General features: G+C 44.5%; 14 protein-coding genes and 2 rRNA genes. 10 read left to right on the forward strand and 6 right to left on the reverse strand.

Going from position 1 to position 19,278, the window contains the following annotated elements; genetic code table 11:
• Positions 1–271 precede the first annotated feature (271 nt).
• A complete protein-coding gene (locus RRU94_RS05785; RefSeq protein ID WP_315690852.1) occupies positions 272–514 on the forward strand; it encodes a glutaredoxin family protein in 243 nt (80 codons plus the stop codon).
• Positions 515–660: 146 nt separating this feature from the next.
• On the opposite strand, the gene RRU94_RS05790 is transcribed toward RRU94_RS05785, so the two are convergent.
• Together RRU94_RS05790 and RRU94_RS05795 are read right to left on the reverse strand one after the other, a co-directional pair.
• On the reverse strand, positions 661–1,560 hold the full coding sequence (locus RRU94_RS05790) for an SDR family NAD(P)-dependent oxidoreductase (protein WP_315690853.1): 900 nt from the start codon (positions 1,558–1,560) through the stop codon (positions 661–663).
• 144 nt (positions 1,561–1,704) lie between these two features.
• Positions 1,705–2,580 (reverse strand): YitT family protein, encoded by an 876-nt coding sequence (locus RRU94_RS05795; protein ID WP_315690854.1) that lies wholly within the window; start codon positions 2,578–2,580, stop codon positions 1,705–1,707.
• Positions 2,581–2,913: 333 nt separating this feature from the next.
• On the opposite strand from RRU94_RS05795, the gene RRU94_RS05800 reads away from it, so the two are divergent.
• A complete protein-coding gene (locus RRU94_RS05800; RefSeq protein ID WP_315690855.1) occupies positions 2,914–3,435 on the forward strand; it encodes a YcxB family protein in 522 nt (173 codons plus the stop codon).
• 264 nt (positions 3,436–3,699) lie between these two features.
• Positions 3,700–4,272, forward strand: a complete 573-nt coding sequence (gene yyaC, locus RRU94_RS05805) for a spore protease YyaC (protein ID WP_315690856.1) — start codon at positions 3,700–3,702, stop codon at positions 4,270–4,272.
• A 38-nt stretch (positions 4,273–4,310) separates the two neighbouring features.
• Here the strand turns inward: yyaC and RRU94_RS05810 are convergent, their stop codons facing one another.
• Together RRU94_RS05810 and RRU94_RS05815 are read right to left on the reverse strand one after the other, a co-directional pair.
• Positions 4,311–5,627: a CitMHS family transporter gene (locus RRU94_RS05810; RefSeq protein WP_315691951.1), complete on the reverse strand. Its 1,317-nt coding sequence runs from the start codon at positions 5,625–5,627 to the stop codon at positions 4,311–4,313.
• A gap of 175 nt (positions 5,628–5,802) precedes the next feature.
• A complete protein-coding gene (locus RRU94_RS05815) occupies positions 5,803–6,666 on the reverse strand; it encodes a LysR family transcriptional regulator (protein WP_315690857.1) in 864 nt (287 codons plus the stop codon).
• Positions 6,667–6,790: 124 nt separating this feature from the next.
• Here RRU94_RS05815 and RRU94_RS05820 point away from each other — a divergent pair, with 124 nt between their 5' ends.
• From RRU94_RS05820 to RRU94_RS05830, 3 genes are all read left to right on the forward strand, one after another.
• The gene (locus RRU94_RS05820) at positions 6,791–7,918 is read left to right on the forward strand and encodes a 2-methylaconitate cis-trans isomerase PrpF family protein (RefSeq protein WP_410492926.1); all 1,128 of its coding nucleotides are present in this window, start codon (positions 6,791–6,793) and stop codon (positions 7,916–7,918) included.
• Positions 7,919–8,009: 91 nt separating this feature from the next.
• Positions 8,010–8,159, forward strand: coding sequence for a hypothetical protein (locus RRU94_RS05825; RefSeq protein ID WP_315690859.1), 150 nt, complete (start codon positions 8,010–8,012; stop codon positions 8,157–8,159).
• Positions 8,160–8,277: 118 nt separating this feature from the next.
• Positions 8,278–8,526: an HPr family phosphocarrier protein gene (locus RRU94_RS05830; RefSeq protein ID WP_315690860.1), complete on the forward strand. Its 249-nt coding sequence runs from the start codon at positions 8,278–8,280 to the stop codon at positions 8,524–8,526.
• Positions 8,527–8,631: 105 nt separating this feature from the next.
• Here RRU94_RS05830 and RRU94_RS05835 read toward each other — a convergent pair whose 3' ends face one another.
• The gene (locus tag RRU94_RS05835; protein WP_315690861.1) at positions 8,632–9,831 is read right to left on the reverse strand and encodes an MFS transporter; all 1,200 of its coding nucleotides are present in this window, start codon (positions 9,829–9,831) and stop codon (positions 8,632–8,634) included.
• 365 nt (positions 9,832–10,196) lie between these two features.
• Positions 10,197–10,883 (reverse strand): DUF421 domain-containing protein, encoded by a 687-nt coding sequence (locus RRU94_RS05840; RefSeq protein WP_315690862.1) that lies wholly within the window; start codon positions 10,881–10,883, stop codon positions 10,197–10,199.
• Between the two features lie 392 nt (positions 10,884–11,275).
• On the opposite strand from RRU94_RS05840, the gene RRU94_RS05845 reads away from it, so the two are divergent.
• From RRU94_RS05845 to RRU94_RS05860, 4 genes are all read left to right on the forward strand, one after another.
• The gene (locus RRU94_RS05845; RefSeq protein WP_315690863.1) at positions 11,276–12,217 is read left to right on the forward strand and encodes a magnesium transporter CorA family protein; all 942 of its coding nucleotides are present in this window, start codon (positions 11,276–11,278) and stop codon (positions 12,215–12,217) included.
• Between the two features lie 336 nt (positions 12,218–12,553).
• Positions 12,554–13,918 carry an MATE family efflux transporter gene (locus tag RRU94_RS05850; RefSeq protein ID WP_315690864.1) on the forward strand — a complete coding sequence of 455 codons (1,365 nt, stop codon included), beginning with the start codon at positions 12,554–12,556 and terminating at the stop codon, positions 13,916–13,918.
• A 680-nt stretch (positions 13,919–14,598) separates the two neighbouring features.
• Positions 14,599–16,151: ribosomal RNA gene (locus tag RRU94_RS05855) — 16S ribosomal RNA — on the forward strand.
• 171 nt (positions 16,152–16,322) lie between these two features.
• Positions 16,323–19,254 (forward strand): 23S ribosomal RNA (locus RRU94_RS05860).
• Together the 16S and 23S rRNA genes form the textbook arrangement of a ribosomal RNA operon.
• Positions 19,255–19,278 lie beyond the last annotated feature (24 nt).

The raw sequence follows: 19,278 nt of genomic DNA on the forward strand, positions 1-19,278 counted from the left end.
TTCCCTGATTTTTATAGACATTGATGAGGCAGTTAAAAAAATATGTAAAGGCAAAAGCAGCTACGGAAGTAATTCAGCAGAATGTGAACAATTATGAAAAGGACCGGGCAAAATGATGAAGCGTTTTTAACATTAAAGGAACCCAGTCAAAACTGCATAGATCAATATATGATAAAATAAGAGCAACAAGAAAAAATCAGTAAAGATAGAGGGATAGAGAGAAAATGAAAAAACGAGCAAGCATAAATGTGCTAAAGGAAGCAGCCGGGCTATGATGAAACAAGTAATCGTCTATTCAATGGATGACTGTGTAGAGTGCGAATTTGTAAAACGTGTGCTGACTGAAGAAAAAGTGCCGTTTGAAGTAAGAGACATTCGGGCAAGTGAGAAGTACCAGCAGGAAGTGGAGGAATTCGGCTTTTTAGGCGTGCCGGTGACCGTATGGGAGAACCGCGCCATCAAAGGCTTTACACCGGAATTGCAGGAAATTATCGATCGTGCCAAAAATGGTTAACAAATAGATGGAAGACGAAAGCCCCCGACGGCATAAAGCAGGCGGGGTTTCGTCTTTATGTTTAAAAAAGGAAGAAGACGTTCTCTTTTCTCATTCACAAGAGCCTAAGATGATACATGTATGTTCACGCATAAACAAATCTTTTATTATTCTTTTTTCATCCGCTCTCGGAGGCCGGCTGAAACACCCGTACCGCTTTCCATCGGCTCATGCAGAGAGCCTGAGCTTGGAGGGGAAGGAGGAGCATCTTGAATTACCTTATTTAAATACTTGGCATTCAGGGTTTCAGTCAATCCCGGCATTAAGTTGCTCGAAATCGAAGATCCTTTTGTTTTCACGCCCACTTCGACGCTTTCCTGCGGGTTATCAAGCAAATCGACGATGGCATCTACTACATTTTCAGCATCATCCATCGGCTTCATTTGCGCCTCATGGCCAGAGTAATTTCCAGCATGGTCAAACCAAGGCGTATCGGTCGCCCATGGATGGACCATGCATATATGAATGTCTCTAAAGTTTTCAAGTTCCATTTCCTGATACAGACCCGCGCTCAGCCCGGCTACGGCGTATTTCGTCGCCGTGTAGGCAGTATAGTATGGAAAAGCGATTTTGCTGGCGACGGAGCCAAGGTTAATAAGCGTACCGGACTTTTGCCTTTTAAATTGGCGCAGCGCATAGTGGCTGCCATACATGGTGCCGAGTATATTTGTTTGGACAATCTGCTGCAGATCCCTGGTTGGAAGTTCCGTATAAGGGCCAATTAATCCGACACCGGCCATGTTAATCCACACATCAATACGGCCAAATTTCTCCATAGCCGTATCGAACAGATTCTTCACATCTTCTTCTTTTCCAATATCCATCTGAACAGCGGCTGTGTTTGGACCGCATTCTTCCACAAGTTCTTCAAGCAGCTGCGCACGGCGGGCACCTAGTACAAGATTTGCTCCTTCAGAAGCAAGCCGGCGTGCGGTGCCTTTTCCAAGTCCGCTCGAAGCGCCGGCTATGACAACCGTTAACCCATCGCGAGATTTATTATCTGCCATATTCCATTCCTCCCTATGTGTTCAGACATCAATAGTTTTCGTTACCCGTTTAGTATTCAAACTAACTTAACGATCAACCACGTTTTTGCCGTATCCTGCTTTATTCAAGCAGGAAAGAGGAGGGAAGGAAGCATGGCAGGTAAGTTAGATGGCATTGGAAGAAACAAGCTTCTTTGGAGGAGAAACCGGCTGGGTGAATCCTTCACCGAATACTTCCGTCGCCTCGCATAAAATAATAAAGGCATGCGGATCAATATCTTGAACCAAAGCTCTTAATGTCGCAATCTTTGATGGAGCCAGCACAGTCACCATCACGATTCTTTCGTTGTTGGTGTATCCTCCTGATCCGGAGAGTTTGGTTAATCCTCGATCCAGTTCCGTTAAAATAGATTCGCTGATCTGCTTTTCAAATTCCAGTGAAGAAATAATGTACGCCACTTTAGAGTTTTTCTGGTGAACCCGCACTGCATAATCCATCGTTAATCGGGTGACAAATGCGCCGACTAATGCGTACAATGCTTTTTCCGGAGAAAAAACGAGGCCTCCTGCAATCATAACCGCTGCATCCATCACCATAATGGATGTGCTGTGTTTGATTGCTTTTTTCTTATGCAGAATTTGCGCAATCAGGGTGAACCCGCCCGTGTTTCCTTCGGCCCGGAACACAACGGCCAAGCCAAGCCCTACCCCTAAACCGCCATAGATAGCGGCAAGCAGCGGATCATGTGTAAGCGGAGGGACTTCTTTTGTGACATAAACAAAAAAAGGAATTAAAAGGGAACCAATAATATTTTTAAAAATGGTATGGAGGCCTAGAAAACAGCTGCCGCCAACCAGCAGTACCAGTGTGGCTGCCCATAGAATGATAGCTGAAGAAATATGAAATACATCACCTAAAACAAGAGATGCACCGGTTAAGCCGCCAGAAGCAATCTGGTTCGGACTTTGCAGCAAGTTAAAACATACTGCAATGATAAAGGTACCTAATACTAAAAATGAATATTGCTTAACTTGATACAACGTAATTCGTCTCCTTTCACTTCGGTCATTATAGAGACAAATTCATTTTCATGCAATGAACTGCATAACCGCTTTGCTGTTTTGATCCTTTCAAGCTTTATTGCGTTAAACAAGTAATATATTAACTAGCCATTAAATATACAAAGCGGTTAGGAATAGGTTTATCACAGTCTGCTTAAAAGATTTTAGGAAAGTTGGCTTCACCGTGTTAATATAAATCGGTCATTGTTTTTATCATACTGGGAGAGGGAAATGAGCTAACTAGCATTTTATTTAAAAACATTAAATATAGCTTTCTAATAAATAGTTTAAAAGGATTAAAAGGAGAGAAGGATGGAACTGAAATACGATCTGACAAAAGAGGATTACCTGGGCTTCCAGATACATGTTGCCAAGCAATCGGAAACGGTAAAACGTGCTTTAATAATGCAGCGTCTGATGGGAACTGTTCTTTTTTTACTGTTTACTCTGGTTGTTTCCTGGGTGACAGAAGAGTGGCTGCTAGGGCTTTTTATTACGTTTGCGGTTGCTTCGGTCTTATGGGTCATTTTGTATCCTAAGTACTTTTACGGGCATATAAAGAGAAACGTAAACAAAATGTTGGATGAGAGCAGAAATGATAACATGTTCGGACTGCATACGCTTGTAATAGATAGAGAAGGTTTTACTGAGAAAAACCGTGCAGGCGAGAAAAAAACGAACTGGGCTGGTATCGAACGAGTAGACGAAGATGAAGCGTATTTTTTTCTTTTTACCATCATAATGGAGGCTTACATTGTTCCAAAACGAGCTTTTGAAAATAAGGACAGACAAAAAGAATTTAAGACATTAGTGGAAGGCGTGAATCTTGTCTAAGCAAGAAAAGAGCTTTTATAAAAGCTCTTTTTTTGTTCCTTTTTTAACTTTTAGCGAATTCTAAAGAGTATCAAATATATCTATTAATGTTTGTGTTCATCATCTCTGATATATATATATACTTGTATACGAAAATATATGTAGACTTGTATATGAGTATATGAAAAAACATAGTTCTTTTCTGTTTTTAAATGCATTTAGTGCCTGGTTTGAAGGTGCCTTCAGACTCGAAGCGTTTTATAATGGAAACAAAGGGGGAAGACGATGGGATTTTTCGGAGGCCAAAAGAACAAAGAAGTAAAGCAGAAAGTGCTATGCACTGTTTACGATAATACACGAACGATGGACCAGGAGATTGAAGCAATGTCTCATATCCTAAACAATCTTCTTATGCAGTCATTGAACGAAGGCAGAGAGATCATTTTCTTGTGTGTTGGTTCAGATCGGTCGATTGGCGATGCGCTGGGCCCCTTAGTAGGAACGATGTTAAAAGAAGAAGGTGTTTCTCACGTTATATACGGTACACTTGAAGACCCCGTTCATGCGTTTAATTTAGAAAGTACATTAAAAGCCGTAAAAAGGCGGTTTCGACAGCCGTTGATCATTAGTATAGATGCGGGACTCGGAGAAAAAGAACAGGTAGGGGCCGTTTTATTGAAAGAAGGGCCTCTTCTGCCGGGTCAGGCGCTAAAAAAAGTACTCCCGGCGGTAGGAGATTATCATCTGACCGGAGTTGTCAATTACCTCGATCCGCTGCCAGCCGCGCAGTTTTTAAATGATACCCGCCTGCATACGGTGATGAAGCTCGCTAAAACAATTGTACGTGTCATTACATAAAATAAGAGCCGCTCTGGATGAGCGGCTCTTATTTTATGTTAAAAAATGGATATAGCTCCGGTCAACACTGCAACAACAATGACAAAAAGAGAACAAAGAATGGACCATTTAATCGCATACCGCTGAAATTCTCCAAGGTCGGTTTTCACCATGCCAACTAGCAGAAGGGTAGAAGCCACAAGCGGGCTTAAAAAATGAACCGGCTGGCCGAGAACGGAAGCCCGTGCTACTTCAACAGGATCGATTCCATAAGCGGATGCGGCTTCTGCTAAAATAGGCAGCACACCGAAATAGTAAGCGTCATTTGACAGGACAAATGTAAATGGCATGCTGGTTAATGCCACAACAAGCGGGAAGAAAGATCCTAACGATTCAGGAATGATAGCTACAAGTGAATTGGCAATGGCATCGACCATTTTGGTTCCTTCAAAAATACCAGTGAAGATGCCTGCAGCAAACACGAGCGTTACTACTGTTAAAGCATTTCCGGCATGTGACAGCATCCGTTCTTTCTGCTGCTCTAAATTTGGATAATTGATCATAGAAGCAAGCACAAAACCAATTAAAAACAATACGGGTACCGGAAGAAGCCCCATCACTAAGATCACCATAACCGAAAGAACCAACAGCAGGTTTACCCACACTAATTTCGGGCGCTTAATATCTTCCTGCAGCGCATAGGCTGCTGCTGCTTCTGAAAGAGAAGCCTGATTCTGTGCAGCAAGATCAATTTCAATGACTCCAATACGTTCACGCTCCTTTTTGCCTAGAAGAAAAGCAATGCCGATCACACAAACCATGCCGCCAAACATCGTTGGAAGAAGTGGAATGAAAAAGTCTCCTGCATCAAGGCCTAACGATGTAATGGCTCTTGTGGCAGGACCGCCCCATGGTGTCATGCCGCTCATAATGCTTAAAGAAAGCAGGGAAATCGTCGCCAGAACAAACGGCTTCATCCCTAAACGTTTATAAAGCGGAAACATAGCGGAGATGGTAATCATATGAGTCGTTGTCCCATCACCATCGAGTGCAACCGTTAGTGCTAATACTGCGGTTCCAATTGCGATTTTAACCGGATCCCCTTTTACGATCTTTAGCATTTTCTGAATAAGAGGATCAAACAAACCCGCATCAATTAAAACACCGAAAAACAGGATAGCGAACAGGAGCAGGGCGGCTGAAGGCGCAACCGTTTTCAATCCCTCCATCATCATATCCCCAAGTTTGGAACCGAACCCGCCGATCACGGCAAAGAGGATAGGCACAATGGTAAGAGCCGCAACCGGAGTTAAACGTTTAGCCATAATCAAATACGTAAACACAACCACCATGGATATACCAAGTAGTGTAAGAATAAAAATCCCTCCTCGTAAAGTAATCGCTTACAAGTGTTAAAAGGCCGTGTAAGATATGCTCTGTATTCAGCGTAATACAAGGAAATAGATAAAGGAAATACATTATTTTTTTGTTTTTTGATAAAAATTATTTATAATCTAAAACGCAGGAAGTGTTCCTGCGTTTCGAATACGATTATATATTTTCTTTTTTGTTTAGAAAGTCGATAAAGGCTTTGACGGTAGAAAGCCTCAACGCATCCTGGCTGTACATAAGCCAGGTATTTCTTAAAACAGGCTCTCCGTTTTTAAAAGACAATCCATACGTGTGGAGGTTGTCTGAAGGCTGAAGGCAGATTTCCGGCAGGATCGAAACCCCAAGCCCCTGCTTGACCATTTCTTTACAGGTTTCCTGCCGATCGTTTTCCATCGTTACTCTAGGCGGATCCGGAAAGCGGTCATGCCACCAGCCATTCATTAAGTTTTTCAGGGAACTGTCCGTTTTATAATTGATAAAAGGAAGTTCAGGCAGGTCTTCCAAATCAACCTCTTCTTTTGAAATCAAACAAAGCCTCTCTTTATGCAGCAGTGTTTTGATGCCGTACCACTCATAGTTTCCGCGTAAAATGCCAAGCTGTACACTGGAGGAATTTAAAAGGTGCATAATGTCCGTGCTCCATCCCGTGTTTACACTGAACTGAACATTTGGATACTGGGCGGAGAACTTTTTTAAAATCTTCGGCAGCTTATACTGGGCAAAATTGCTGGAAACGCCAAGGCGAAGGGTGCCTCTTACTTCATTTTGCATATTCAGCATGTAATCTTTTGTTTTTTGCAGTTTTTTGATCATTTCTTCTGCGTAATCGGCTAAATAAATACCTTCGGATGTAAATTCAATGCCGCTTTTAATTTTAAAAAACAAGCTTGTGCCAAATTCTTTTTCTAGATTTTTTAAACGATAAGTGAGAGCGGGCTGTGAGATATATAAACGTTCAGCAGCCCGGCTGAAATTTTTCTCTTCATATAATACCCGAAGAGCCACCCAGTCTTTTTCATCCATTCCCTTCCGCCTCCATTTTTAGTTATAATTTTTTTTTTGCTTTTACCGAAAAAAATATGTATTTCATTTATCAGTATCTTTATCATACTATACACTTATCGAATGTGAAAAGGTGGTAATGACGATGAAAGTGCCTGTAGTGATCATGAGAGGCGGTACAAGCAAGGGTGTTTTTCTGAATCATCAGCACATGCCGACAAACCCGGCGCTTTGGGAAGAATTCCTGCTTGATGTGATGGGAAGCCCGGACCAGCGCCAGATTGATGGATTAGGCGGCGCTAACTCTTTAACAAGCAAAGCAGCTATTATTAAAAAATCAGATTCTCCAGCGTTTGATGTGGAGTATACATTTGCACAGGTCAGTATTGATCATCAAATGGTGGATTTCAAAGGCAACTGTGGAAACATTTCATCGGCTGTTGGACCGTATGCGATCGAGCAGGGCATGGTTCCAATAAAAGAGCCGGTTACAAAGGTTCGGATTTATAATACAAACACGAAAAAATTAATCATTGCTGAAGTAGAAGTAGAAAACGGACAGGTAAAAGCAGAAGGAAATTGTTTCATTCCTGGTGTGCCTGGTACAGGGTCTCCGATTTACTTATCGTTTACGCAGGCAGAAGGCGCCGTAACAGGAAAGCTGTTTCCAACAGGGAAGCGGGTGGATATGATCCGGACAGCGGACCGCCTGATTCCAGTTTCCATTGTTGATGTGGCCAATCCGCTTGTTTTTGTTAGAGCGAAAGACGTTGGACTAAACGGAACAGAGCTGCCTGCGGAGTACACCCCTGAAAAGCTAAAAGAGCTGGAAGAGATCCGTTCCATCGCAGCTGAGATGTGCGGGTTTGCAGATCGAAAAGAAGCGACTTTGAAGTCTCCAGCTGTCCCGAAAATGACGATCGTGGCTTCACCTGCGGATTATACAGACCGTACAGGGATGCAAAGACAGTCAGCGGACATGGATATTGTAATCCGGATGATGTCCATGCAAAAGCCGCATCAGGCGCTCGCCATTACGGGTGCGATTTGTACAACAGCCGCTGCCTTTCTTGAGGACACTATTCTGTCAGACTTGATAGATATTAAACAGGAAGTATTCCGGCTGGCTCATCCAGCTGGGATTATGGAAACGAAAGTAGATTTTGTTGCGGGCCATATCAGTGCGATCAAAGTAGTCCGCACAGCAAGAACGATTTTAGAAGGCAACGTGTTTACAAAAAAGAACTATGCACTTTCCCATCAGCTGGCGTAACTTTAGTTTAAAGCCTTTGTAAATGATAAAAAACAGTAAGTAGGAAGAAAGCTGGTTGATTCCTAACTAAACATTCAGGAGGAATACGTCAATGTGGGTGATTACGCTTTATTCTAAAGAAGCAATTAAAATGTTTGAATTTAATACGGAAGAAGAGGCAGTAGAAGCTTATAAAAACATGACCGGCCACGCATTTTTATCACATGTTATTTATTACAATGATCCATGCTTTGCGTCGTAAAACGGGAAGGGTTCCAGGGTATAAGGGGCAGTGCTTTGTCTGTGGACTCAGAAAGAATTTGAGTGGAGCAACGACTAGCTGCACACTTGATTAAATAAAGACAGGAGCATCCGTGCATATGAACTTAGACAAATCTCTGGCAAAAGCGGTAGTTGAAATTAACCAAACTGCCAATACATTTCGGTCAAGTATTGTGATTTGTACAGATGATAAGCATATAGATGCCAAAAGTATCCTTGGCTTAACTTACAGTGTGCTGAGTTCTAAAACCTTCAATTTGGAAATACATGGACCGGATGAAGAAAAAGCCAAAATAGCCATGATGCGTGTGTTTATGAGAAATGGTCTTCCTGCTGAAATTTTATAGGAGAGTAAGCAATACAAAGAAAAAGGTACTTTCTTCAAAAACAAAAAAGCAAAAAACAACCATCCGGGTCTCCTGCTAGAAGATGCGGATGGTTGTTTTGCGTAATCAAGATTCTACTGGCTGCCTGCTGGGCATATAAAGAGATTTATCCTCTACTTTGTGCGTTACGATCGCAATCACTGTACCGAATAAGATCATTCCGGCCGCAATCAGTGTAATCCACGTATAGCTTAGGCCGCTGTTTAAGAAAATCGTCCCAAGTGTGGCGCCAATGCAGTTAGCGAGGTTAAACACGAAGGCCGCAATGGTTCCTGAAAGGGAAGGGGCTTCCCGGCCGGCGATAATGATTTTTGAATTTAAAAGCGGTGTTGTACCGAACGTTCCTGCGCCAAACAAAAAGCACATGGCGAAAGCAAGCACGTAATACGGAATCAGGAATGTAAACAGCGCTAAAACGGCCGCTAAAATCACGAGCGCTAAAATAAGCCGCTCCGTTAAACGGACTGCTGGAATTCTGCCGGAAACAAAGTTGCCGATTACGGCACCTAATCCAAAGAAAAAGAACCCAATCGTAATGCTGTTAACGCCAAATCCGGATAGTTCTCTTAGCATTGGTTCCAGGAACGTATAGGCTGTAAACACACCAGAAAAGCCAAATACAATAATAGCGAGAACAAGCAGTACATTTTTGTTATTAAAAATTTTCAGCTCTTCCTTCAGTTTTGGCACGACCACATGCTTCTGGTTCGGTGTGGTGAGCATAATGCCAAGCAGTGACACTACACCAAGCAGCGTAATAAACCAGAACACATAGCGCCATTCAAAAATGCCGCCGATATATGAGCCGGCCGGAACACCGAGCATAATCGCAATGGTCAGACCGCCTTGTACCGCTGCAATCGCACTCGGCTGTTTTTCCGGTTCGGAAATGTAAAAAGCCACCGACATGCAAAGACCGAAAAACGGTGCGTGCATCGAGGCAGATAGAAGCCGGGAGGCGAGCAGTACCTCAAATGTTGGGGCAGTAGCCGCAATGATATTGCTGATTACAAAGATGGCCATCATGCCTATCAATAAAGGTTTTGGGGTCATTTTAATGGTCATGATTCTGACAAGAGGCCCAAAGATGGCCACGCTGATCGCATACACACTTAACAGCAGCCCGGTCGTGGCTACTTCTACGTGTAAATCTTTTGCAAATTGAGTGAGCAGTCCGGTGACTACATATTCCGTCATGCCGATCGCAAAAGTTCCGATCATAAAAACCAATAAAACCACCGTTCTAGAATGCTGTAAACGGGTCATCGATTCACCCTTTCTTTTAGCTTGAAAAAACTATACTAAATCATTTTTAAAAAAGCTTCTACACGATTTGCATAAAGAAGCAAAAAGCGGTGCTTTTAAGAAAAATTGATAATGGAAGTTAAATTTTTATCGAGCAGAACGTCTTCCTGCAACATTTTTTATTCAATCAAGTATATACTTTTATTTCCCTGCATAGAGGGAAAAGCTTAAACAAAGAGAAAGCGGCTGTCTAGAAACAGACAGCCGCTTATTTTTATCCTGTTAAGCCATCGACTAACACTCGCCAGACGTGAAGGAAAAGGTCTTAAAAGCGAACTTCCATATCCTCTAAACGTATGTTAAAAAAGTGTTTTGTTTGTCCAATACTACCTAGAGCGGGAATAGGTTTGAATATAAAAGCCATTTGTTTCTGACCATTCTCCATAAAAGATATCTTTAATTCTGTCATAGTTTTCTTTCTTTAATTCACGAAGAAGCCATTCTTTTGTTTTACCGATCGATTGAAGTTCTTTCACTTTAATTTCTCCTTCTTCAATCACTAACGTAGAAGGAGCATCGTCTTCAGGGATAAGGCCAAGGATATCGGGAGTGACACTGTCGGATTTTGTATGTAATTTTACACTGATGTCTCCGCCAGGCTCCAGATAAAGATCACGTACTTCTCGCAGTGTGAAAACGCCTTGTTTTCGAAGCATGGTTCGCAGCTGTTCTAAATCCAGATGATTCTTTTTGAGTTGCTTATGATCGAGCTTACCATTCCGGATAATAAGAGAAGGTTTCCCTTTGAGCAGTTCTTTCACGCCATCTTTTTTCTGCCCTAATACTTCGATGGCATAGATCGACACTCCCCATACAGCAACTGCAAAAAGAATCTGCCATATGGACACCTGCTCATCATAAATACCCTCTTCTAAAATACCGCCAAGGACAAGGGCATATACAAAATCAAGAGGTGTCACCTGAGACATCTCTTTTTTTCCGAGGAGCCGGGTTACGACAATTAAGCCAATCAGCCCGATAACAATTTTAAGAGCTATTTCTACATAGATCATCTTATCACCTCACCCTTTTTTTCTTACTCTCCCGTTTAACAGGCACTTAAACCTCTAATTGTCAAAAAATTATTGGTGGATGGGTTAATCTTTAAAAATCTTGTTTAGTCAAAGGGAAAGAATGATTCATAAACCCTCGTTTTTTGACAAAGGATTAAGGGTATTTTAAAAGATACGAGGGGAAAACCAAATAAGAATGGCATTCTTTACTTTAACAACTTCTCATGGACCTGTAATATCTTTGCCGCATAATGTTCAGCTTTTAAAAACGATTAAGCTGGTTTAACAAGGCAGGAAATTTTCACATAAAAGGTGACAGTCATCAGCATGAAAGCGAGGAGGCGAAAGAAATAAAACGAACAGAAATTTTTCTCTAGGAGGCACAAATTAAAATGAAACACACATTTCATTCTTCACAGTGGAAATGGTACGAATTAAATCTGGATGATGGAAATATAGAAGAAAAGGTTCCTAATATGGACACTATATGTAAGGAATGGCTGAAAAATCTCTCGAAAGATCAAACAAACGCTATCGATATGGATACGGGCACAGAAGGCAAAGAAGCTTTCTGGGGATCTCTCGTGTATATGCAGAGCGCCAAGGAAGAAGAGGATAAATCGGTTTTTCACTTTTATTTAACGAGGGAACAGCTGATCACGGCTCATATTGATTTTCTTAAGCTGGACCATGTGAACGTTAAAGCAATGAGGGAAAAAATGCATGAAGCTCAAAATCCCATTGAAGGGTTTCTTATTTTGGTCAGCCATATTACTTCTCATTTTTTAAAGAAAATAGATGCTTTTGAATTAGAGCTTCATGATTTATTTTGGAAAATAAAAAAACGGAATAATATCAAAATACTGGACCGGGTTGCCCGTGCGGATCAAGAGCTGCTCATCTGGAAAAATCTCATTGTTCCGGCCGTGGAAATCCGTATGGCTTTAAAAGAAGCGTTTGGAGAAGATGTGACAGAAGGGAAACAATATAGACTGGCCAAAAATCGGCTTGAACGGGCGATGTTTCTCGTAAGGGCGTACGAAGAAGAAATTGATTCTCTGCTTGACTTTGAAAATCTTGTTTCTGCTCACCGGGGCAACGAAATTACAAAAACATTGACCGTTATTACGACCTTGTTTGCTCCGGCCACAGTACTTGGAGCGGTGTGGGGAATGAATTTTAAACATATGCCTGAGCTTGAATGGAAGCTGGGCTACCTGCTCGCAGGCGGCTTGATGATTATCAGTACGCTGGCGATCTATTTTTACTTAAGAAGAAAGGGCTGGATGGGCGACATTTTAAGTACGAAAAGCAAAAAATCCTTTTTCCAATAATGCCTGCTATTATAGAAAGTATAAAACCTTCTCATCCTTCGAGTATGCTTCTCTTCACGTAAAAAACTCATCAAGATTCAGCTTGCAGGCACGATCTTTATAAAGAGGACAAAGTCTGCAAGCTTTTTGTATAATAGAGTTAGACCATTCTTGTAAACATTTTTGGGCTGCCTAATAACTGAATTCCCATTTTCCTCATCTCTAATGACTAGAGCTTTTTTTGAAATCGCTTTAAATATAAAAAGCAGTGCAAAATTGAGAAACGGAAGTAAGCAGCAATCACATTGCTAGATACTCATTGAAATTATCAAATGTTTGAACAGGAGAGCTGCTTTCATGAATTACAAAAAAATATTGGTTCTTGCACTTCCATCAATTGCTTCTTTCGCGGCCATGACCGCGACCGGTACGATCAATTTAATTATGGTTGGAAACCTGGGTGCCTTAGCCATCGCGATTGTTGGTGTCTCTAATATTATTATGTACAATGTATGGGCATTGTTTTCCGGGATTGGCCATACTGTGAATTATCTTGTAGCCCAGCACTATGGGTCCAATAACATGAAGCGAGGCGTCAAGCAGACAGCAATTGCTCTTTATTTATGTGTGATCGCCAACATACTCGTTATTCTCACTGGTTTGTTTGCCTCAGAAGCCATTTTATCCTTAATGGGTTCTTCAAAGGATCTGATCAGGGAAGGAACCGGCTATTTAACGATCCGTTTTCTGGCGATGACCGCAACAGTGTTTACTTTTGTGCTGCACGGCTTTTTCCGGGGGATCGGCGATACAAAAACACCCATGATTACATCCCTCATTGGGAACGGCATCATGGTGTTTTTTACGTACGCGTTAACTTATGGAAATGCAGGGTTTCCTGAAATAGGCTTGATCGGGGCTGCGTGGGCTGTATTAATCGGAGAATGTACAATTTTTCTTCTTTCTGCCTACGTTTATTTTATTGTCCTGCATAAACGCTATCGAACACGCTCAAAAGCGAAGCTGGACCGTACGGATTCTATGTTAATTGCCTCGGAAAGCGGAAAATTAGGGGCAGAGGAATTTTCAAAAAGTATGGCGATGTTTGTTTTTACGATTTTTGTGACACAGCTGGGAACTAATGCGCTGGCATCTAATGAAGTAGCTTTAAGTGTCATGAGCTTTGGGTTCATGCCGGCTTTTGCTTTTGGTACGACGGCCACCATTTTAGTCGGCCAGGATATTGGGCGCGGAAACCCATTATCGGCAAGGAGGATGGGGACAGAGACGGCTATTATCGGCAGTATATTTATTTTGGTTCTGGGGCTTTTTGAATTTATATTTGCGGATTCCATTATTGGGATGTATACAAACGACCCGGATGTACACAGGCTCGCCGTGCAGTTGATTCAAATTTCTGCTTTCCTCCAGTTATTTGATGCGTGGTTTAACTTTTACGCAGGCGGCCTGCGGGGTATCGGCGACACAACGTTTTTGCTGAAAATTTCGCTCGTCTTGTCCTGGCTGTTTTTTGTGCCGCTGGCGTATATATGTACAAACCTTCTTCACTGGGAAAGTATCGGTGCCTGGCTGGCGCTTTATGGATTCACTACAGTTATCGGCATTGCCGTTTTGATCCGCTTTTATCGGGTGGACTGGCTGGCCGTTGAAATGAAGTCAGGACACATGCAGGAGCATTCAGCGGGCCATGCAAAAGAATAATGAAGAAAAAGGTTTTTCATCACGCATGAAAATTGGTATATAAATGAGCGAAGTTGTTTGGAATATCATCAATCATAAAAGGATGGGAGGCGCTGCTTCTTCTTAAAGAAGAAATAGCGCCTTTTTCTGTTTATGTACAATGAAAGAAGTGCATCATCTTTATAAGGTTCCTGTCCATCATTTTTAAGTACTGCATGCTGAATTAGAATGCCACCAATCCGCAAGGTTATCCTGGATGCTTACAGGTGTAAAAATCCAGTTCAAGAAGCAAAAAAAATAAAAATAGCGTTGATATAAAAAAAATACTATGGTATATTTTTAATCGTCGCTTACGAAGCGGCAAAGCAGAAGAAAGATAATTACTATTTTAAGATAATTATTTTCAAGGAACGGTATTGACTTTTCGTTTGGATGTTGTTATATTTGATCTCTGTTGCAAGAGAACGCAGCGAAAAAAGATGAGTTTACTTAGTTAAATGATGATTTATTGAAATAATATCTTCGATAAAAAGTTGTTGACTTAAAACATTCTGCATGATATGATTATTTAGCTGTCGGAAACGACAATAAAGAAAATTGATCTTTGAAAACTGAACAAAATAAACGTCAACGTTTTAAAAATTAAACTTCTATAGAAGATGCCCGTCATCTTTATAGAAACAAACGAGCAAGTCAAACACTTTTTGGAGAGTTTGATCCTGGCTCAGGACGAACGCTGGCGGCGTGCCTAATACATGCAAGTCGAGCGGACTTGACAGAGCTTGCTCTGTTCAAGTTAGCGGCGGACGGGTGAGTAACACGTGGGTAACCTGCCTGTAAGACTGGGATAACTCCGGGAAACCGGGGCTAATACCGGATAATATCAAGAGCTGCATGGCTCTTGATTGAAAGGCGGCTTCGGCTGTCACTTACAGATGGACCCGCGGCGCATTAGCTAGTTGGTGAGGTAACGGCTCACCAAGGCGACGATGCGTAGCCGACCTGAGAGGGTGATCGGCCACACTGGGACTGAGACACGGCCCAGACTCCTACGGGAGGCAGCAGTAGGGAATCTTCCGCAATGGACGAAAGTCTGACGGAGCAACGCCGCGTGAGTGAAGAAGGTTTTCGGATCGTAAAACTCTGTTGTCAGGGAAGAACAAGTACGGGAGTAACTGCCCGTACCTTGACGGTACCTGGCCAGAAAGCCACGGCTAACTACGTGCCAGCAGCCGCGGTAATACGTAGGTGGCAAGCGTTGTCCGGAATTATTGGGCGTAAAGCGCGCGCAGGCGGCCTTTTAAGTCTGATGTGAAAGCCCACGGCTCAACCGTGGAGGGTCATTGGAAACTGGAAGGCTTGAGTGCAGAAGAGAAGAGCGGAATTCCACGTGTAGCGGTGAAATGCGTAGAGATGTGGAGGAACACCAGTGGCGAAGGCGGCTCTTTGGTCTGTAACTGACGCTGAGGCGCGAAAGCGTGGGGAGCGAACAGGATTAGATACCCTGGTAGTCCACGCCGTAAACGATGAGTGCTAAGTGTTGGGGGGTTTCCGCCCCTCAGTGCTGCAGCTAACGCATTAAGCACTCCGCCTGGGGAGTACGGCCGCAAGGCTGAAACTCAAAGGAATTGACGGGGGCCCGCACAAGCGGTGGAGCATGTGGTTTAATTCGAAGCAACGCGAAGAACCTTACCAGGTCTTGACATCCCGCTGACCTCCCTGGAGACAGGGCTTTCCCTTCGGGGACAGCGGTGACAGGTGGTGCATGGTTGTCGTCAGCTCGTGTCGTGAGATGTTGGGTTAAGTCCCGCAACGAGCGCAACCCTTGATCTTAGTTGCCAGCATTCAGTTGGGCACTCTAAGGTGACTGCCGGTGACAAACCGGAGGAAGGTGGGGATGACGTCAAATCATCATGCCCCTTATGACCTGGGCTACACACGTGCTACAATGGATGGTACAAAGGGCTGCAAGACCGCGAGGTTTAGCCAATCCCATAAAACCATTCTCAGTTCGGATTGCAGGCTGCAACTCGCCTGCATGAAGCTGGAATCGCTAGTAATCGCGGATCAGCATGCCGCGGTGAATACGTTCCCGGGCCTTGTACACACCGCCCGTCACACCACGAGAGTTTGCAACACCCGAAGTCGGTGGGGTAACCCTTACGGGAGCCAGCCGCCGAAGGTGGGGCAGATGATTGGGGTGAAGTCGTAACAAGGTAGCCGTATCGGAAGGTGCGGCTGGATCACCTCCTTTCTAAGGATATTTACGGAAGTGAGAACTTGGTTCTCACACACGTTGACGCGTTATTTTGTTCAGTTTTGAGGGATGAATTCCTTCTATATTAGATAGTAAACATGATTGTTCTTTGAAAACTGGATAATATCGTAAAGTAACACCAAGCAATACCGAGTAATCGCCATTTTAGGTTAAGTTAGAAAGGGCGCACGGTGGATGCCTTGGCACTAGGAGCCGAAGAAGGACGGGACTAACACCGATATGCTCCGGGGAGCTGTAAGTAAGCTTTGATCCGGAGATTTCCGAATGGGGAAACCCGCCATCCGTAATGGGATGGCACCCCTGTCTGAATACATAGGGCAGGAGGAGGCATACCCGGGGAACTGAAACATCTAAGTACCCGGAGGAAGAGAAAGCAAACGCGATTCCCTGAGTAGCGGCGAGCGAAACGGGACATAGCCCAAACCAAGAAGCTTGCTTCTTGGGGTTGTAGGACACTCTATACGGAGTTACAAAGGAAGAGGATAGGTGAAGCGATCTGGAAAGATCCGCGGTACAAGGTAACAGCCCTGTAGCTGAAATTCTCTTCTCTCTTGAGTGTATCCTGAGTACGGCGGAACACGAGGAATTCCGTCGGAATCCGGGAGGACCATCTCCCAAGGCTAAATACTCCCTAGTGACCGATAGTGAACCAGTACCGTGAGGGAAAGGTGAAAAGCACCCCGGAAGGGGAGTGAAAGAGATCCTGAAACCGTGTGCCTACAAGTAGTTAGAGCCCTTTAACGGGTGATAGCGTGCCTTTTGTAGAATGAACCGGCGAGTTACGATTTCATGCAAGGTTAAGCTGATAAGGCGGAGCCGCAGCGAAAGCGAGTCTGAACAGGGCGTTTGAGTATGAGGTCGTAGACCCGAAACCAGGTGATCTACCCATGTCCAGGATGAAGGTGAGGTAACACTCACTGGAGGTCCGAACCCACGCACGTTGAAAAGTGCGGGGATGAGGTGTGGGTAGCGGTGAAATTCCAATCGAACCTGGAGATAGCTGGTTCTCTCCGAAATAGCTTTAGGGCTAGCCTCAAACGAAGAGTACTGGAGGTAGAGCACTGTTTGGACTAGGGGCCCATCCCGGGTTACCGAATTCAGACAAACTCCGAATGCCAGATACTTATGTTTGGGAGTCAGACTGCGAGTGATAAGATCCGTAGTCAAGAGGGAAACAGCCCAGACCACCAGCTAAGGTCCCCAAGTATACGTTAAGTGGAAAAGGATGTGGAGTTGCCCAGACAACCAGGATGTTGGCTTAGAAGCAGCCACCATTTAAAGAGTGCGTAATAGCTCACTGGTCGAGTGACTCTGCGCCGAAAATGTACCGGGGCTAAACGTATCACCGAAGCTGTGGATTGACACCGTTGGTGTCAGTGGTAGGAGAGCGTTCCAGAGGCTGTGAAGTCAGACCGGAAGGACTGGTGGAGCGTCTGGAAGTGAGAATGCCGGTATGAGTAGCGAAAGAAGGGTGAGAATCCCTTCCACCGAATGCCTAAGGTTTCCTGAGGAAGGCTCGTCCTCTCAGGGTTAGTCGGGACCTAAGCCGAGGCCGAAAGGCGTAGGCGATGGATAACAGGTTGATATTCCTGTACCACCAAGCATCGTTTGAGTGATGGGGGGACGCAGGAGGATAGGAGATCACGCAGCTGGATACGCGTGTTTAAGCAGTCAGGCTGGAAATGAGGCAAATCCCGTTTCCATTAAGGCTGAGCTGTGATGACGAGGGAATTTTAGTACCGAAGTCTTCGATTCCACACTGCCAAGAAAAGCCTCTAGCGAGATGTAAGGTGCCCGTACCGCAAACCGACACAGGTAGGCGAGGAGAGAATCCTAAGGTGAGCGAGTGAACTCTCGTTAAGGAACTCGGCAAAATGACCCCGTAACTTCGGGAGAAGGGGTGCTCTGGTAGGGTGCAAGCCCGAGAGAGCCGCAGTGAATAGGCCCAGGCGACTGTTTAGCAAAAACACAGGTCTCTGCAAAGCCGCAAGGCGACGTATAGGGGCTGACGCCTGCCCGGTGCTGGAAGGTTAAGAGGAGGGCTTAGCGCAAGCGAAGGTCTGAATTGAAGCCCCAGTAAACGGCGGCCGTAACTATAACGGTCCTAAGGTAGCGAAATTCCTTGTCGGGTAAGTTCCGACCCGCACGAAAGGCGCAACGATCTGGGCACTGTCTCAACGAGAGACTCGGTGAAATTATAGTACCTGTGAAGATGCAGGTTACCCGCGACAGGACGGAAAGACCCCGTGGAGCTTTACTGCAGCCTGATATTGAATTTTGGCACAGTCTGCACAGGATAGGCAGGAGCCTTGGAAGCCGGAGCGCCAGCTTCGGTGGAGGCGCTGGTGGGATACTGCCCTGACTGTGTTGAAATTCTAACCCGCACCCGTAATCCGGGTGGGAGACAGTGTCAGGCGGGCAGTTTGACTGGGGCGGTCGCCTCCTAAAATGTAACGGAGGCGCCCAAAGGTTCCCTCAGAATGGTTGGAAATCATTCGCAGAGTGTAAAGGCACAAGGGAGCTTGACTGCGAGACCTACAAGTCGAGCAGGGACGAAAGTCGGGCTTAGTGATCCGGTGGTTCCGCATGGAAGGGCCATCGCTCAACGGATAAAAGCTACCCCGGGGATAACAGGCTTATCTCCCCCAAGAGTCCACATCGACGGGGAGGTTTGGCACCTCGATGTCGGCTCATCGCATCCTGGGGCTGTAGTCGGTCCCAAGGGTTGGGCTGTTCGCCCATTAAAGCGGTACGCGAGCTGGGTTCAGAACGTCGTGAGACAGTTCGGTCCCTATCCGTCGCGGGCGCAGGAAATTTGAGAGGAGCTGTCCTTAGTACGAGAGGACCGGGATGGACACACCGCTGGTGTACCAGTTGTCTCGCCAGAGGCATCGCTGGGTAGCTATGTGTGGACGGGATAAGTGCTGAAAGCATCTAAGCATGAAGCCCCCCTCAAGATGAGATTTCCCATTACGCAAGTAAGTAAGATCCCTTGAAGATGACGAGGTAGATAGGTTCGAGGTGGAAGTGCGGTGACGCATGGAGCTGACGAATACTAATCGATCGAGGACTTAATCAAGATCCAAATGGCACGGTATGCCGT

Origin of the sequence: Domibacillus sp. DTU_2020_1001157_1_SI_ALB_TIR_016, from assembly GCF_032341995.1 — a bacterium.
In the GTDB taxonomy this organism is placed as follows: Bacteria; Bacillota; Bacilli; order Bacillales; family Domibacillaceae; genus Domibacillus; species Domibacillus indicus_A.

Excerpts from the sequence above, each read along its gene's own strand:
- RRU94_RS05785 (WP_315690852.1), top strand. The coding sequence starts at position 272 with ATGATGAAACAAGTAATCGTCTATTCAATGGATGACTGTGTAGAGTGC.
- RRU94_RS05845 (WP_315690863.1), top strand. The coding sequence starts at position 11,276 with ATGAAACACACATTTCATTCTTCACAGTGGAAATGGTACGAATTAAAT.
- RRU94_RS05820 (WP_410492926.1), top strand. The coding sequence starts at position 6,791 with ATGAAAGTGCCTGTAGTGATCATGAGAGGCGGTACAAGCAAGGGTGTT.
- yyaC (WP_315690856.1), top strand. The coding sequence starts at position 3,700 with ATGGGATTTTTCGGAGGCCAAAAGAACAAAGAAGTAAAGCAGAAAGTG.
- RRU94_RS05790 (WP_315690853.1), bottom strand. The coding sequence starts at position 1,560 with ATGGCAGATAATAAATCTCGCGATGGGTTAACGGTTGTCATAGCCGGC.
- RRU94_RS05800 (WP_315690855.1), top strand. The coding sequence starts at position 2,914 with ATGGAACTGAAATACGATCTGACAAAAGAGGATTACCTGGGCTTCCAG.
- RRU94_RS05815 (WP_315690857.1), bottom strand. The coding sequence starts at position 6,666 with ATGGATGAAAAAGACTGGGTGGCTCTTCGGGTATTATATGAAGAGAAA.
- RRU94_RS05840 (WP_315690862.1), bottom strand. The coding sequence starts at position 10,883 with ATGATCTATGTAGAAATAGCTCTTAAAATTGTTATCGGGCTGATTGGC.
- RRU94_RS05850 (WP_315690864.1), top strand. The coding sequence starts at position 12,554 with ATGAATTACAAAAAAATATTGGTTCTTGCACTTCCATCAATTGCTTCT.
- RRU94_RS05825 (WP_315690859.1), top strand. The coding sequence starts at position 8,010 with ATGTGGGTGATTACGCTTTATTCTAAAGAAGCAATTAAAATGTTTGAA.
- RRU94_RS05835 (WP_315690861.1), bottom strand. The coding sequence starts at position 9,831 with ATGACCCGTTTACAGCATTCTAGAACGGTGGTTTTATTGGTTTTTATG.
- RRU94_RS05830 (WP_315690860.1), top strand. The coding sequence starts at position 8,278 with ATGAACTTAGACAAATCTCTGGCAAAAGCGGTAGTTGAAATTAACCAA.